Source organism: Bradyrhizobium sp. Arg237L (assembly GCF_029990105.1).
Lineage (GTDB): Bacteria > Pseudomonadota > Alphaproteobacteria > Rhizobiales > Xanthobacteraceae > Bradyrhizobium.
This window is the reverse complement of sequence record NZ_JAQMIL010000006.1, coordinates 107,671-123,564: the sequence shown is the minus strand read 5'-3', so window position 1 is coordinate 123,564 and position 15,894 is coordinate 107,671. Positions and strand designations below refer to the sequence as shown.

The window sequence follows — 15,894 nt, the reverse complement described above, 5'->3', positions numbered from 1 at the left end:
TACCCCTGAGTTAAACACCCCACAGATCGCCAGGAGGTCACGATGACAGCAATCGCTGAAATCCCGTCGACCATCGCGGTTCGTCCGGACCCGCGCGGGTGCGATCTGCCGACCTGTCCGGTGTGCGCTGACTCCATGATAGCCGCGGAAGCGTCCGCCTATCTGCACGACTATATCATCAGCTATCTCTGGACCTGCGACACCTGCGGTTACGGTTTCGTGACCAAGCACTCGGTCAAGCGCTTCGCCTGCAACTGATAACATAGCGTTTTCGAGCGAAGTGGAGACCGGTTCGCGTGAAGAAAACGCGTCAGTCAACCTAAAGCTTCGTAGCGATGTCACCGCGCGCCCAGTCGGCGCGCGTTTGCTTTTGGAAGTCCTCAAAACTTTCGCCTGCGATCGCGGCGCGAATGTCCTGCATGAGCTGCTGGTAATAGGCGATGTTGATTTCCGACAGCAGCATTGCCCCAAGCGTCTCGCCCGATTTCACGAGGTGATGCAGATAGGCGCGCGAATAGCTGTGCGCGGAAGGCCACGCGCTCTCCTCGTCCAGCGGACGCGGATCGTCGGCGTGTCGTGCGTTGCGGAGGTTCACCGGCCCGAACCGGGTGAACGCCACGCCGTGGCGTCCGTTCCGCGTCGGCATCACGCAGTCGAACATGTCGATGCCGCGCGCGACTGCCTCCAGGAGGTCCTCGGGCGTGCCGACGCCCATCAGATAGCGCGGACGGTCCGCGGACAGCACCGGCGCAGTCTCCTCGATCATCGCCAGCATCACCGCCTGCGGCTCGCCGACCGCAAGCCCTCCGATCGCGTAACCGTGAAAACCGATCTCGACCAGCTCCTTGGCGCTCTGCCTGCGCAGCTCCGGCACATCGCCGCCCTGCACGATGCCGAACAGCATGTAGCCGTGAGGTGCGGTCTCGAACGCGCGCTTGCTGCGCTCGGCCCAGCGCAGCGACAGCCGCATCGCGCGCTCGATATCGTCGCGCTCCGCCGGCAATCGCACGCATTCATCCATCTGCATCGCAATGTCGGAGCCGAGCAATCGCTGCACCTCGATCGAGCGCTCCGGCGACAGCTCGACCTTGGCGCCATCGATATGCGAGCGGAACGTCACGGCGTTCTCGCTGACCTTGCGCAGCTCCGACAGCGACATCACCTGGAAGCCGCCGGAGTCCGTCAGCATCGGCCCGTTCCAGCCGGTGAACGTCTGCAGGCCGCCCAGGGCTGCGATGCGCTCGGCACCGGGCCGCAGCATCAAATGATAGGTGTTGCCGAGCACGATGTCGGCGCCGGCATCGCGCACCTCGCGCCAGTGCATGCCCTTCATTGCGCCGGCGGTGCCGACCGGCATGAAGGCCGGCGTGCGTACCACGCCATGCGGCGTGGTCAGCCGGCCGGTACGGGCATTACCGTCGGTCGCGAGCAATTCGAAATGATTGGGAAGGTCCATGCGGCCGCTTATGGCGTGACAACTGCCCCTGTTCAACCGCATTGACGGCGATTTCCGGCTGGAATGCCGTTGACGGAGCCCAAAACCTCCCGCATAAGTTCCACCACCATGATCATCGCGACCAAACGCACCACCACGACCAAAAAGCTCTCCGGGGCCTTGGGAGGCGTGCGCGCGTAGTCGGACCGACCGCATCATCTCAAACCGAAGCCCCGCCTGATGAAGGTCCGGGGCTTTTTTTATTGCCTGAAGCATGATCCGGAAAAGTGGGCACCGGTTTTCCGAAAAAGATCATGCTCAAATGAATGGAGACTCCCGTGAAGAACGATCCCGTTGTTGCCATTGCCGGCGTGACCGGCGCCGTCGGTGCCGAGTTCATCGCCACCATGGACCGACGCGGCTTTCCCGTGCGCAAGCTGAAGCCGCTGGCGAGCAGCCGTTCGGCGGGCAAGACCATCGACTTCCGCGGGCAAAAGATCGTCATCGAGGAGCTCAACGAGCGCTCGAGGGCGTCGACATCGCCCTGTTCTCGGCCGGCAGCGGCGTCTCGAAGAAGTTCGCGCCGATCGCGGTGAAGGCCGGCGCCGTCGTGGTCGACAATTCCTCCGCCTTCCGCATGGACCCGAACGTGCCGCTGGTGATCCCGGAGATCAACGCCTCCCGCATCCGCGAGCACAAGGGCATCATCGCCGTCCCGAACTGCGCGGCGATCACTGCGCTCGTGCCGCTGTGGCCGATCCACCAGAAGAACCGCATCAAGCGCGTGATCATCTCGACCTATCAGGCCGCAAGCGGCGCCGGTGCCGCGGCAATGGAGGAGCTGGTGGAATCGACCCGCGCCAATCTGAACGGACAGGTCTATACGCCGAAGGTGATGCCGCACCCTTACGCCTTCAACCTGTTCAACCACAACACCGCCGTCGATCCCGAGACCGGCTACAACGACGAGGAGACCAAGGTCATCAAGGAGACCCGCAAGATCTTCGAGGATGACAGAATAGCAGTCGGCGTCACCTGCGTCCGCGTGCCGGTGCTGCGCGCACATTGCGAGGCCATCACCTTCGAATGCGAGAAGCCTGTTAGCGAGGACCAGGTGCGCGCGCTTCTTGCGTCCGCGCCGGGCGTGCGGATCGTGGACGATCGCGCCGGGAATTACTTTCCGATGCCGATCGATGCCTCCGGCCAGGACGACGTGCTGGTCGGCCGCATCCGCAAGGATCTGAGCGACCCCAGCGGCCATTCGATCTCGATCTTCGTGGCCGCCGACCAGCTCCTGAAGGGCGCTGCGCTGAACGCGGTCCAGATCGCGGAGCTGTTGCCCGAGCGCGTGATGGCATGAGGCCGGCGCCGCCGGCAGATTGGCGATGACGGCTGCACGGCGGCACGATATAGAGCGGGGGACATTGTAGCGCCGAGAGGACGGAACCACTGACGAGGTTAATGGCACGGGCGGCACGGCAGAGCGTTGCGAAATCTCGCGGCGGCCGCCCGACAAAAAGCGCCGCCATCCAGCGCGACCTGCGGTTGATCGAGGTTGCCACCCGGCTTTTTCTGGAGCGCGGCTTCGAGGCGACATCGATCGACGCCGTCGCGGAAACGGCGCGGGTCAGCAAGCCCACCGTGTACGCCCGCTATCGCGACAAGCGGGGCCTGTTCGAGGCCGTGTTGCGGCGCGAGATTGCGCGCTGGCTCTCTCCGCTCTCGACAGCGGCGGAAATGCAGTGCAGCGATGTTTCCGGCGTTTCCGTCGAGCAAGTTCTCCTCGATCTGGCGCGGCAGATGCTCAATTTGATCAGCGGGCCCGAGCCGGGGGCTCTGGGCCGCATTGTGGCGGCGCAGGCAACCAATTTTCCCGAGCTCGCAAGGCTCGCGGAGGAAGAAGGCTACCTGAAAGCCGTTTCGACGATGACCCGTCTGTTTGATCGCCTGGTCGCCGAGGGAGCGGTCCAGATCGAGGACACGACAACCGCCGCCGAGGTCTATCTCAACATCACCGTCGGCCACACCTTCCGGCAGGCGACCAACGGCATTCCGATTGACCGGAAGGCTGAGGAAAAACGCTTGCGGGCGTCCTTGCGGCTTTTGATGACCGGCATCGGCGGACCTGGCGGTCGGCCGCAGAAATCCGGCGCACGGACCCGCCCGTCCCGCTGACATCTCGATAAGCCATGCCCGACGCAGCGGGCTGCCCCGCGATTTGGGCGGCTATCGGCGTCGGAACGCTGTTGACGATAACGAAACGATACCGTACAGTTTAGTTAAGTGAGCCGGCGATGTCCGCCGCACCTGATGCCGCCTAGTGCTCACGCCGTCGCAGACTTCGATCGGCGCAACCCGTGTCTTCCTGGCCCCCAAGCCCGGCTTGCGCTGTTCGGACGGCCGGCCCGGACACGGGTCGGCCGTGTCCTTTCGGCGCACGAACGCAACGCGCGGTCGTCGTCCCGACCAGGAAGGATCCTCTCATTGGCCCCCGCCCTGTTGCAAAGATGCATCCAACTCGTGGTCGTCGGTCTTGCGATTACGGCGCTGTCATGCACAGCGCGAGCCGGTGCAGAAGATCGGGGAACGCCGGAAGAGCGCGAGGCCTGCACACCCGATGTCTTCCGATTTTGCTCCGGTTCCATCCCGGACACCGACCAGATTGTTTCGTGCCTTCACGCAAATAAGCGGCGGTTGAGCGAAAAATGCCGCGGTGTGATGTCGGTTCGGAACTCAAAAATGCCGGATCGAAGTACCAAATGATGCGAGATGCACGCCTGCAGATCAGATGCTTTGAGTCACGGAGGTGGATCGATGGTGAGTCCGCGTACGCTCTCCACGAGGGCGATGTCCAGAACGACACGGCGTCTGCTCGTGATCGGTCTGCTGACGCTGCTCGCATCCGCGCCCTCGTTCGCTGTCGCCGCCCCTTCTACCCCTGAGTCCTCTTCCGGCCAGGAGCAGGCAACGGAGCCCGACGACAAGGCGGTCGCCCACCAAATAGAGCTGTTCCGGACCGCCCAGGTCTCGCTCAGCCGGGCGATCGAGATCGCCGAGCGGGCGCATACCGGCGCGAGGACCTCCGATGTCAGCTTCGATGGGGGATCAGGTGCGCCGGTGTACCGGGTCAGGACGTTTCATGACGGCCAGCTCTGGGAACATGCCATCGATGCTGCCACCGGCGAGATCTCGACGGATCGGCTGGTGTCGTCCCTGAAGGAACTCAATGCGGAGGACCGCACCAATATCGCCTCGCTGTCGGGTGTTGACCAGCAATTATCGGATGCAGTGCGGGTGGCGGAACGCGCCGCCTCGGGCAAGGCAATCAGCGGAGGCCTGACACGCGAACGCGGCAAGCTGAGCTTCGTGGTCATCATCGTCAGCGGACTGGATCTGAAGCAGGTGATCCTCGAACCGCCCCGCCGCAAGAGCCGCTGATAGTTGGTAGGGTGGGCAAAGCAAAGCGTGCCCACCATTTCTTGCGGAGTGCGGATGGTGGGCACGCTGCGCTTTGCCCACCCTACCGGCCCTACAGAAACTCGCGTCCCTCGTGCGCGCGAAAGAGCAGGCACGCGTCGCCGTACGAATAGAACCGATAGCCCGCCGCGATCGCATGCGCATAGGCCTGCTTCATCGTCTCGAGGCCGGAGAAGGCCGACACCAGCATGAACAGGGTCGAGCGCGGCAGATGGAAATTGGTCAGCAGGATATCAACCGCGCGAAAGCGGTGGCCGGGCGTGATGAAGATCGCGGTGTCGCCGGTGAATGGCTGGATCGTGCCATCCTCCCTCGCCGCGCTTTCGAGCAGCCGCAGCGAGGTGGTGCCCACCGCGACGATGCGCCCGCCTTTGGCGCGCGCAGCGTTCAGCGCGGCGGCGGCGTCTGCGGAGACGCAGCCCCATTCGGAATGCATCCTGTGCTCGGAAGTGTCGTCCACCTTCACCGGCAGGAACGTCCCTGCCCCGACATGCAGGGTCAGCCTGACAATATCGACGCCGCGGCCACGCAGCGCGGCTTCCAGCGCCGGCGTGAAATGCAGGCCCGCGGTCGGGGCTGCGACCGCACCCTCATTGGCCGCGAACATGGTCTGGTAGTCGGCGGCGTCCTGATCATCAGGCGTGCGCTTGGAGGCGATGTAAGGCGGCAGCGGCGGAGCGCCGAGATCGGCGATGGCCTGGTCGAGCGCAGGCCCGTGGAAGGAGAATGACAGCGTCACCTCGCCTTCCTGCCCCTTGGCTTCGACCTGCGCATCGAGATGCCCTAGCAGGCAGACCCTGCCCTCATTGCCGAAGCGGACAGTGTCGCCTTCCGCCAGTTTCTTCGCCGGCTTCACCAGCGCCTGCCAGCGCGAACCATCGAGCCGCTTGATCAGCGTCGCCTCGATCTTCGGCTCGGTCTCGCGGCCGATGCGCCGGCCCTTCAACTGCGCCGCGATCACCTTGGTGTCGTTGACCACGAGCTGGTCGCCCGGCTCGAGCCATTGCGGCAGCTCGGCCACGGTGCGGTCGCGCAGCACGCCGTCCCCCTGCACCACCAGCATCCGCGCAGCGTCGCGCGGACTCGCGGGTCGCAGCGCGATCCGTTCAGGCGGGAGGTCGAAGTCGAAGAGGTCGGTGCGCATCGGGCCAAGCGACGTACATCAGACCCTCATCCTGAGGAGCGCGGAACGCGCGTCTCGAAGGATGAGGCCCGGCTGTGGCAGCATAGGGGCCTCATGGTTCGAGACGGCGCGTTGCGCCTCCTCACCATGAGGGGAAACAATTACTCCGCGTCGGCAGCCATCCTTGCCTTGACGATCTTGTCCGGGTTCTGCACCGGCTCGCCGCGCTTGATCTTGTCGACGTTCTCCATGCCCTCGGTGACCTTGCCCCAGACCGTGTACTGGCCGTTGAGGAAGGAGGCGTCGTCGAAGCAGATGAAGAACTGGCTGTCGCCGGAATCCGGGTTGGCGGCGCGTGCCATCGAGGCGGTGCCACGGACATGCGGCTCCTTGTTGAACTCGGCCTTCAGCTTCTTTCCGGAACCGCCGGTGCCGGTGCCTTGCGGGCAGCCGGTCTGGGCCATGAAGCCCTCGATCACGCGGTGGAACACGATGCCGTCGTAGAAGCCCTCGCGCACCAGTTCCTTGATGCGGGCGACATGGTTCGGCGCGACGTCCGGCCGCATCTCGATGGTGACGGGCCCCTGGGTGGTTTCGAGGATCAGAGTGTTTTCGGTGACAGCCATGCTCGCCTCTCTTTGGCTTCGGGTTGACGTTTGCGGGTTCGGAAAGGGATCGCCATCGGCCGGCCGGCGACCGCTCCGCCCAGTGCATCGGTAAATGGCAACGGCGTGCAGCGTTCCAAGGCCTGCATCACGGCGATGCGGTATTGCAACCGGTCATTCTCGCTGGCCTCTGCCGTCTCATAGGTGATCCTGGGACGGCCGAGGATTGCGCCCTGGCGGTTGAAGCTGACGATCACGGTGATGTCGATCGGGTTGGCCTGCGACAGCGGCGGCGGCTTGAAGCAACTGTGCAGCTTTATGAAAAGATCCTTGAGCGTATCGAGCTTCTCGGGCGCCGGCTGCGCCCACGCCGTGCAGGCAAGCAGCATCAGCGGCGCTGCAAACCAGAGAAATGGTTTGCCGCGCAGCATCGCCTGAACTCACTTGATGTCGGATGCGACTTGCACCTTCACCATCTTGTCGGGATCGGTCACCGCACCGCTCGGGGAGCCTGCGGGGGCCTTCTTCAACTTGTCGACCACGTCCATGCCGGACACCACTTCGCCGATCACGGTGTATTGGTTGTTCAGGCTCGGGCCGTCCGCGAACATGATGAAGAACTGCGAGTTGGCGCTATCGACGCTGTCGCCGCGCCGCGCCATGCCTACGATACCACGCTTGAAGGGGACGTTCGAGAATTCCTGCTTCAGGTTCGGGTATTTCGAGCCGCCGGTGCCGTTGAAGTTCTGGCCGTCGCCGGTCTGCGCCATGAAGCCATCGATCACGCGGTGAAACGGCACGTTGTTGTAATAGCCCTCGCGCGCGAGCTGCTTGATGCGCTCGGCATGCTGCGGTGCGATGTCCGTCCTAAGCTTGATGAGGATGCGGCCCTTGCTGGTGTCGATCACGATTGCATTGGCCTTGTCCAGATTGGCCGGCAAGGGCTGCGCGACCGCGGGAGCCACACAGAGGAGCGCGGCGAGAACGGCGAGGATTCGGATCATGAAAACTCCGGAACGGATATCTGAGAAGAGCGCGAGAGCTAGCTGGCGAATTTGGCCTTGAGTCGGACGGCAACGGCCTTGGGCACGAAGTTGGAGACATCGCCACCCATGCCGGCGATCTGGCGCACCAGGGTGGCCGTGATCGGCCGGACCGTCGGCGAGGCCGGCAGGAACACGGTGTGCACCTGGGGCGCCATGGCTTCGTTCATGCCGGCCATCTGCATCTCGTAGTCAAGGTCGGTGCCGTCCCGCAGGCCCCGGATCAGAATCGTAGCACCGGCGCGTTGCGCCGCGGTGACGACAAGGTCATCGAACGTGATGCATTCGAACCCACAGCCGGCTTTGGCGGCGACGGGGCCGAATACCTCCTGCAGCATCACCAGGCGCTCCTCGACCGAAAACAGGGGCTTCTTCCCCGGATGGACGCCGATGGCGACGATCAGGCGGTCGCAGAGGACGACGGCGTGCTTGACCACGTCGAGATGGCCGTTGGTAACCGGGTCAAACGAGCCGGGATAAAGCGCGGTGCGAGGCATATCCCCCTCTAACCTGCCTAGGGCTGGCCGGCAAGCCAGCCGGGTTCCCAGGCGGCCCTGAACCCCAATGTTTCATCTATCTGGCGCCGACGAAACAAAATCCCGGGGCAACGAAATCATTTTCGCCCCCGGTGAAGACGGCAGGAAACGGGCGACCTCTATCACCCCCGCCAACGAAACGACGGGCCGCCAAGGCCCACTGACAGGGAACCGTCATGATCAAGGCACTTTCCGCCGTCGCCGTTGCCGCCTTCATTGCCGCCGCGCTCACCGTTCTTCCCGGCTTTGCGCCCCAGGTCGAAGCCAGCGTGCCCCGCCCTCTCGCCAAGGCCGACCGGCTGGATATCCGCCCCGCCGCCAAGGACTGCTCGCAGCAGACCTGGCCGAACTTCGACGCTTCCTGCCTCCGCAACGCCGGCACCCAGAACGGTGTTCGCGAAGCCCGCCTCGTCACGGCCGATCGTACCCCGTAACCTCCGCTTTCCCCCGCCCCCGCAGCAACACAGTGGTAATTTGCGACGTCTCGTCGCAGACTGCCGTCTTGGTCGCGCCCTTCGGACGATCCGGTGGGTGCGATGCAATCGGGGGTCTCGCCGATGTCAAGCACGCCCGCCATTGCCTCAGGCCATCCGCCGAGCCCGCTTCCTCTTGCAACAACCATCGGCGCACTTGGCGTCGTCTATGGCGATATCGGGACCAGTCCCCTTTACGCGCTCAAGGAGGCAGCCAGGGCGGCCGCCCATGGCGGCACTATCACGCCGGACGCCGTCCTGGGCGTGGTATCGCTGATCCTGTGGGCGCTGATCCTGATCATTTCGATCAAATACGCGCTCCTGATCCTGCGTGCAGACAACCGCGGCGAAGGCGGGATCGTGGCGATATTGGCGCTGCTCCACGCGCGCAATGCGCCGCCGGGCACCTGGCGCGCGCAGCTTCTGGTCGTCGGCCTCATCGGCGCCGCCCTGCTCTATGGCGACGGCGCAATCACCCCGGCGATCTCGGTCTTGAGCGCGATCGAAGGATTGAAGGTGGACGCGCCATCGCTGGCGCCGGCGGTCGTGCCGATCACCATCGTGATTCTGGTCGGCCTGTTTGCGATGCAGAAGCAGGGCACCGGCTTCATCGGCCGGATCTTTGGACCGGTGATGCTCGGCTGGTTCCTTGTTCTCGCCGCGCTCGGCATCCACGGCATCGTTCAGGCGCCTGGAGTGCTCGCGGCGCTCAGCCCGTTCTATGCTTTCAATTTCCTGATCCACCAGAATTTCCACATCAGCTTCGCCATCCTCGGCGCAGCTTTTCTCGCGGTCACCGGCGGTGAGGCGATGTATGCCGACATGGGGCACTTTGGGCGGTTTCCGATCCGGCTCGCCTGGTTCGCGGTCTGCCTGCCCGCGCTGGTGCTCAACTATTTCGGGCAGGCCGCGCTGTTGATCACCGATCCGAGCGCGCTGGACCATCCATTCTTCCAGCTCTCGCCCGACTGGCTGCACTACCCGCTGGTCGCTTTCTCCACGATCGCCACCGTGATCGCCTCCCAGGCGATCATCTCGGGCGTGTTCTCGCTGACCCAGCAATCGATCCAGCTCGGCTTCCTGCCGCGGATGCACATCCTCCACACCACCAGCGACGCGATCGGGCAGATCTATGTGCCGCTGGTGAACTGGCTGCTCGCCGCCGCGACGCTTGGCGCGGTACTGGGCTTTGGCACTTCGGATGCCCTCGCCGGCGCCTATGGCATCGCGGTGTCCTTATTGATGGCGATCACCACGCTGCTGGCGGCGCTGGTTGCGATCCAGTGGGGCTACTCGCCGCTGATCGTGCTCGCCGTCAACGGTTTCTTCCTTGTTATCGACCTCATCTTCTTCGCGGCCAACTCGACCAAGCTGCACGAAGGCGGCTGGTTTCCGCTGCTGCTGGCAGGCTTGATCGCGTTCCTGATGCTCACCTGGCGCGCTGGCGTGAAGCTGGTCGAGCGTGCCCGCGCAAAACTGCGGCAACCAGAGGAAGATTTGATCGAGACCGCCATCAATAAGTGCCGTGCCCGCCTTCCGGGCACTGCCGTGTTCCTCGCCGCCGCGCCGACTGGCGTGCCGCTCGCGCTGACGCAATTCGTCAAGCACAACCACGTCCTGCACGAACGCGTGCTTTTGGTCACCGTGCAGATCGAGGAATCCCCGCGCATTTCCGAGGGCGACCGCGCCGAGATCATCGACATCATCCCGGGCATCACGCGCGTCATCCTGCACTACGGCTTCATGCAATACCCGACCATCTATGAGGGCCTGCAACTCGCCTGCCGGCAGGGCAAGCTGCCCGGTATCGATCTCTCCGACGTCACCTACTATATCGGCCGCGAGACCATCATCCCGCGCGAGGACGTTCCGGGCATGTGGGTCTGGCGGGAATCAATCTTCGCATTCCTGCAACGCAACGCCGAACGCACTGCGGCGTTCTTCGGCGTGCCGACCGGACAGGTGGTGGAATTCGGGACAGAAATCGAGATCTGACCGGCTGGTGATCTAGATTGATCGGGGGCAGTCGGCGGCACTAAAGCGCGATGACTTTTCTTCGAATCGTCATCCCGCTTTAGCTCTTTGTTTGAGCATGATCTTTTTCGGAAAACCGGTCTCCACTTTTCCGGATCATGCTCTAGCCGCCGTTGCCGTTCTCGCCATTCTCGCTGTCGTCGCCGATATGCTCGACCGAGACGACATGCTCGTCGTCGGCGGTGTCGAACACGATGACGCCCTGGGTCGAGCGGCCGGCGATGCGGATGTCGCCGACGGGGCAGCGGATGAGCTGGCCCTTGTCGGTGACCAGCATGATCTGGTCGGCCTCCTCGACCGGGAACGAGGCTATCAGCTTGCCGTTGCGGCTGTTGACGCTCATGGCGACGATGCCTTTGCCGCCGCGGCCAGTGGTGCGGTACTCGTAGGACGAGGTCCGCTTGCCGTAGCCATTCTCGGACACCGTCAGCACCACCTGCTCCTGCGCCGACATGTCGACATAGCGCTCCTGGGAGAGCTGGATCGCGCCCGTGGCCTCCTCGGCCTCGGTCTCCGACGGCTCCTCGGCGGCCGCTTCGCCCGCGACCGCGCGGCGCATCTTCAAGTACGCCGAGCGCTCGTCCGAGGTCGTCTCGACATGGCGCAGGATCGCGAGCGAGATCAGCTTGTCGCCTTCCGCAAGCGAAATGCCGCGCACGCCCATCGAGGTGCGGCCGGTGAAGACGCGCACGTCGGTGACGGCGAAACGGATGCACTGGCCGCCGGCGGCGGTCAGCAACACGTCGTCACGCTCGGTGCAGATCTGCACGTCGACGATCGCCTCGCCCTCCTCCAGCTTCATGGCGATGATGCCGGAACGGCGGACGTCGACGAAGTCGGACAGCTTGTTGCGACGGACATTGCCGCCGGTGGTGGCGAACATCACGTCGAGATTGCTCCAGGAGGATTCGTCCTCCGGCAGCGGCATGATGGTGGTGATGCGCTCGCCCTGCTCCAACGGCAGGATGTTGATCAGCGCCTTGCCGCGCGCATTCGGCGCGGCCATCGGCAATCGCCAGACCTTCTCCTTGTAGACCTGGCCACGTGAGGAGAAGAACAGGACCGGCGTGTGGGTGGAGGCCACGAACACGCGGCTGACGAAATCCTCGTCGCGCGTCTGCATGCCGGCGCGGCCCTTGCCGCCGCGGCGCTGGGAGCGATAGGTCGACAGCGGCACGCGCTTGACATAGCCGGCGTGCGACACCGTCACGACCATGTCCTCGCGCTGGATCAGGTCCTCGTCCTCGACCTCGCCTTCCTGCTCGGCGATAACAGTCCTGCGCGGCGTGGCGAACTGGGCCTTCACCTCCGCAAGCTCGGTCTTGACGATCGCCTGCACCCGGGCGCGCGAGCGCAGGATGTCGAGATAGTCGGATATCTCGGCCGCAAGCTTGGTGAGCTCCTCGCCGATCTCGTCGCGGCCGAGCGCGGTCAGGCGCTGCAGCCGGAGGTCGAGGATTTCCCTCGCCTGCTCCAGCGAAAGGCGGATGGTGCCATCCGGATTGATGCGGTGGCGCGGATCGTCGATCAGCGTGATCATGTCTTCGACGTCCCGCGCCGGCCAATCGCGCGACATCAGGGTTTCGCGCGCGGCCGCCGGATTCGGCGAAGAGCGAATGACGCGGATGACCTCATCGATATTGGCAACCGCGATGGCAAGGCCCACCTGGAGGTGGGCGCGGTCGCGTGCCTTGCCGAGCAGGTATTTGGTGCGCCGGGTCACCACCTGCTCGCGGAAGTTGACGAAGATCGTGAGCAGATCCTTCAGGTTCATCGTCTGCGGTCGGCCGGAATCGAGTGCCAAGATGTTGGCCGGGAAGTTGGTCTGCAGCGGCGTGAAGCGGTAGAGCTGATTCAGCACCACATCCGGCATCGCCTCGCGCTTCAGTTCGATCACGACGCGGAAACCTTCGCGATCGGATTCGTCGCGCAGGTCGGAAATCCCCTCGATCTTCTTCTCGCGGATCAGCTCGCCGATCCGCTCGACCATGTTCGCCTTGTTAACCTGGAACGGGATCTCCGTGATGATGATCGCCTCGCGATCCTTTCGCAGGGTATCGATCGCGACCTTGCCGCGCATCACGATCGAACCGCGGCCGAGATGATAGGATGCTCGGATACCCGCTCGACCGAGGATGATGCCGCCGGTGGGGAAATCCGGCCCCGGAATGATGTTGATGAGTTCGTCGATGGTGAGCGCCGGATTATCGATCAGCGCCACACAGGCGTCGACGACCTCGCCGAGATTGTGCGGCGGGATGTTGGTGGCCATGCCGACGGCGATGCCGCCCGCGCCATTGACCAGCAGGTTCGGAAACCGCGTCGGCAAGACCGACGGCTCTTGCTCGCTGTTGTCGTAGTTGGCCTGGAAGTCGACCGTGTCCTTCTCGATGTCCGCCAGCACAGCCTCTGCCGCCCGCGTCAGGCGCGCTTCGGTGTATCGGTAGGCTGCCGGCGGATCACCGTCGACCGAGCCGAAATTGCCCTGGCCGTCGATCAGCGGCACGCGCATCGAAAAATCCTGCGCCATGCGCACCATGGCGTCGTAAATCGATTGGTCGCCGTGCGGGTGATACTTACCGATGACGTCGCCGACCACGCGCGCGGACTTGACGTACTTCTTGTCCGGCGTGTGCCCCTGGTCGTACATCGAATACAGGATGCGGCGGTGGACCGGCTTCAGCCCGTCGCGCGCATCGGGGAGCGCCCGTGCCACGATCACGCTCATGGCGTAGTCGAGGTAGGACTTCTTCATCTCGTCGAGGATGGAAACGGGACGAATGTCGGAGGGCCCCGACGGCTCGCCGGGCTTGTCGTCTTCAGGTTCTGACAAAGGGGGAATCCGGGTCGGTTCTACTGTAGAATCATATAGCGTATCAGGGGCTCGATCACCACCCCGGAACGGTCTAGGCGACCGGTTTTTCCCTTCGTTTTTTCATAGACTTACGGGCTTGACGGGCGCGCCGCGGGAACACCCTGGCGGGGTGCGGCAAGGGCGCCGTCCCAGGTAAGGAGACTGCCCGCGGGCCGTCGGCGGCGGCTGCATCGCTCCGCCCTGTCGGTTAGATCGATTTCCTCACAGTTCACATTAACCGGAACCACGAGGAACCCGGCCACGACACATCGAGCAACATCAATTGCTTGACGCTTATATCCTGCAATCATTGAAGAGGATAAGTTCGACGCAAGCCGTATCGCGCGAGGGATATTTTTCATCCTCACGCGATCTTTCCGGCAACGTACCGCTCGATCAGAACGGAATATCGTCGTCCATGTCGTTGTTGCGGGCGCCGGCCGGCACGGCGCGGCGTGGGGCGGAACTCGAGGGGCCGCTGACGCCGAAATCGCCGCCACCGCCGCCCATGTCGTCGGAGAAGCTGCCGCCACCGCCCTTGCCGTCCAGCATCGTGAGGTTGGAGTTGAAGCCCTGCAGCACCACTTCGGTCGAATATTTCTCGACCCCGCTCTGATCGGTCCACTTCCGGGTCTGGAGCTGGCCCTCGACATACACCTTGGCGCCCTTCTTCAGATATTGCTCGGCGACCTTGGCGAGCCCTTCATTGAAGATGACGACACGGTGCCACTCGGTCTTTTCCTTGCGCTCGCCGGTGGCCCGGTCGCGCCAAGTCTCGGAGGTCGCGACGCTCAGATTGGCGATCGGACGACCGTCCTGGGTCCGCCGGATTTCCGGGTCCTTGCCGAGATTGCCCACCAGAATGACCTTATTTACGCTTCCCGCCATCGCCGCTCTCCACTCGATCACTGGGCCGGCCGGTTGCACGGCGGCCACATTCAGTCTTCGCTAACCACATCTTACATTGCTGACGGACCCTATACGCTCGCCGACACCGTCGGGCGCAGCCATTCCCCGTCCATTCCGCATTTATCCACATATAGCACCAGCCGCGCCATTGTTCCAGTTTTGTTCCATGCAACTTGCCGTAAACATGGTGACATTGTGGCCCAATTTTGGTGCAGCGGGAATGGAACCCGAAACCAACCGTCGGGTTCCAGAAAACCTCAAACAAATCATTAACTTATGTTATCCGCACTTCGCCCCTAACTGTTGCGTTTGGGCGACGGTATTTCCGGTTGAATCAGGGTATGCCTAAAACGACGGCGCGGCGCTCGCGTCTTTAATACCGTAACGCTTCGGGACCCAATTGAAGCGAACAAAGGCTGGAGAGCTACGATGAAGAAGTTTTTGCTTGGAACGGTTGCCTTGGTTGCGCTGGCTGCGCCGGCCTCGGCTGCCGATCTTGCCGCACGTCCCTATGTGAAGGCCCCGCCGGCGCCGGTCGCAGTCGTCTATGACTGGACCGGGTTCTATATCGGCGGCAACGGCGGCTGGGGAACGAGCCGCAACCGCTGGGACGTCCTTGGTTTCAGTGACGGCTCCCATAACGCCGACGGCGGCACTGCTGGTGGCCAGATCGGCTATCGCTGGCAGATGGGCACCTGGGTGTTCGGCGTCGAAGGCCAGGGCAACTGGGCCGACTTCAAGGGCAGCAACATCAGCCTGCTGACGGGCATCGACACCAACGAGACGAGGGTCGACGCCTTCGGCCTGATCACTGGCCAGATCGGCTATGCCGCCAACAATGTGTTGTTCTATGTCAAGGGCGGCGCGGCCGTGGTCGCCGATCGCTACCGCGTGCGTGACGCCTTCACCGGTTTCCCGATCACCAACGACATCAACGACACCCGCTGGGGAGCCTCGGTTGGCGCTGGCATCGAATACGGCTTCGCTCCGAACTGGTCGGTCGGCGCCGAGTACAATCACATCTTCCTGGGCAATCGCTCCTACGATTTCATCAACAATGGCTTCGCCGGCCCGGCCGGCAGCCTCTTCGCCACCGAGAATATCAAGCAGGACATCGACCTCGTCACCGTCCGCGTGAACTACAAGTTCGGCTTCGGCGGCGCTCCGCTCATCGGGCGGTACTGATCGCACGATCGGATATCAATCTTAAGAAAAGGCCGGCCTTGCGCCGGCCTTTTTGTTTGCGTGTCGTTAGTTCCGAGCCGCTCATCTGCGAAGCTCCGCTTGCGCGAGCATCCTCTTGCTGCCAGCTACTGCCAAATCTGCACGCAAGAAATGCGACCTGAAAACAAATCGTTGATGATTCGTCCTGAGCACTGGAAATCATCACTCGTTCTTCCTATGT

Annotated in this window: 14 protein-coding genes and 1 pseudogene; 7 read left to right on the top strand and 8 right to left on the bottom strand. The window is 63.5% G+C overall.

From position 1 onward, the window contains the following. Positions 1-42 precede the first annotated feature (42 nt). On the top strand, positions 43-258 hold the full coding sequence (locus OZ411_RS05460) for a hypothetical protein (protein WP_282527124.1): 216 nt from the start codon (positions 43-45) through the stop codon (positions 256-258). 61 nt (positions 259-319) lie between these two features. Here OZ411_RS05460 and tgt read toward each other — a convergent pair whose 3' ends face one another. Then, complete coding sequence (gene tgt, locus OZ411_RS05455) at positions 320-1,456, bottom strand: tRNA guanosine(34) transglycosylase Tgt (RefSeq protein WP_282527123.1); 1,137 nt, start codon at positions 1,454-1,456, stop codon at positions 320-322. A 305-nt stretch (positions 1,457-1,761) separates the two neighbouring features. Here tgt and OZ411_RS05450 point away from each other — a divergent pair. From OZ411_RS05450 to OZ411_RS05440, 3 genes and pseudogenes are all read left to right on the top strand, one after another. After that, a pseudogene (locus tag OZ411_RS05450) lies at positions 1,762-2,795 on the top strand (aspartate-semialdehyde dehydrogenase). 101 nt (positions 2,796-2,896) lie between these two features. Then, positions 2,897-3,610, top strand: a complete 714-nt coding sequence (locus OZ411_RS05445) for a TetR/AcrR family transcriptional regulator (protein ID WP_282527122.1) — start codon at positions 2,897-2,899, stop codon at positions 3,608-3,610. 699 nt (positions 3,611-4,309) lie between these two features. Next, positions 4,310-4,873, top strand: coding sequence for a PepSY domain-containing protein (locus OZ411_RS05440; protein WP_282527121.1), 564 nt, complete (start codon positions 4,310-4,312; stop codon positions 4,871-4,873). Positions 4,874-4,964: 91 nt separating this feature from the next. Here OZ411_RS05440 and queA read toward each other — a convergent pair whose 3' ends face one another. From queA to coaD, 5 genes are all read right to left on the bottom strand, one after another. Further along, on the bottom strand, positions 4,965-6,056 hold the full coding sequence (queA, locus tag OZ411_RS05435) for a tRNA preQ1(34) S-adenosylmethionine ribosyltransferase-isomerase QueA (protein WP_282527120.1): 1,092 nt from the start codon (positions 6,054-6,056) through the stop codon (positions 4,965-4,967). Between the two features lie 140 nt (positions 6,057-6,196). Further along, positions 6,197-6,661, bottom strand: a complete 465-nt coding sequence (locus tag OZ411_RS05430) for a peptidylprolyl isomerase (protein ID WP_282527119.1) — start codon at positions 6,659-6,661, stop codon at positions 6,197-6,199. After that, positions 6,637-7,071: a hypothetical protein gene (locus OZ411_RS05425; RefSeq protein WP_282527118.1), complete on the bottom strand. Its 435-nt coding sequence runs from the start codon at positions 7,069-7,071 to the stop codon at positions 6,637-6,639. Before OZ411_RS05425 ends, OZ411_RS05430 begins: the two co-directional genes overlap by 25 nt. 9 nt (positions 7,072-7,080) lie before the next feature. Continuing rightward, on the bottom strand, positions 7,081-7,644 hold the full coding sequence (locus tag OZ411_RS05420; RefSeq protein ID WP_130580991.1) for a peptidylprolyl isomerase: 564 nt from the start codon (positions 7,642-7,644) through the stop codon (positions 7,081-7,083). A 38-nt stretch (positions 7,645-7,682) separates the two neighbouring features. Beyond that, positions 7,683-8,180: a pantetheine-phosphate adenylyltransferase gene (gene coaD / locus OZ411_RS05415; RefSeq protein WP_282527117.1), complete on the bottom strand. Its 498-nt coding sequence runs from the start codon at positions 8,178-8,180 to the stop codon at positions 7,683-7,685. Between the two features lie 215 nt (positions 8,181-8,395). Between coaD and OZ411_RS05410 the strand changes: the two genes are divergently transcribed. Beyond that, positions 8,396-8,653 (top strand): hypothetical protein, encoded by a 258-nt coding sequence (locus OZ411_RS05410; protein WP_130580989.1) that lies wholly within the window; start codon positions 8,396-8,398, stop codon positions 8,651-8,653. Between the two features lie 123 nt (positions 8,654-8,776). After that, entirely contained in the window at positions 8,777-10,687 is a 1,911-nt protein-coding gene (locus tag OZ411_RS05405) for a KUP/HAK/KT family potassium transporter (protein ID WP_282527116.1), read from the top strand. A 142-nt stretch (positions 10,688-10,829) separates the two neighbouring features. Here OZ411_RS05405 and gyrA read toward each other — a convergent pair whose 3' ends face one another. Both gyrA and OZ411_RS05395 read right to left on the bottom strand, forming a co-directional pair. Next, positions 10,830-13,559 (bottom strand): DNA gyrase subunit A, encoded by a 2,730-nt coding sequence (gyrA, locus tag OZ411_RS05400; protein WP_282527115.1) that lies wholly within the window; start codon positions 13,557-13,559, stop codon positions 10,830-10,832. 417 nt (positions 13,560-13,976) lie between these two features. Further along, on the bottom strand, positions 13,977-14,468 hold the full coding sequence (locus OZ411_RS05395) for a single-stranded DNA-binding protein (RefSeq protein ID WP_130580986.1): 492 nt from the start codon (positions 14,466-14,468) through the stop codon (positions 13,977-13,979). Between the two features lie 450 nt (positions 14,469-14,918). Between OZ411_RS05395 and OZ411_RS05390 the strand changes: the two genes are divergently transcribed. After that, positions 14,919-15,674, top strand: a complete 756-nt coding sequence (locus tag OZ411_RS05390; protein WP_130580985.1) for an outer membrane beta-barrel protein — start codon at positions 14,919-14,921, stop codon at positions 15,672-15,674. Positions 15,675-15,894: the final 220 nt, after the last annotated feature.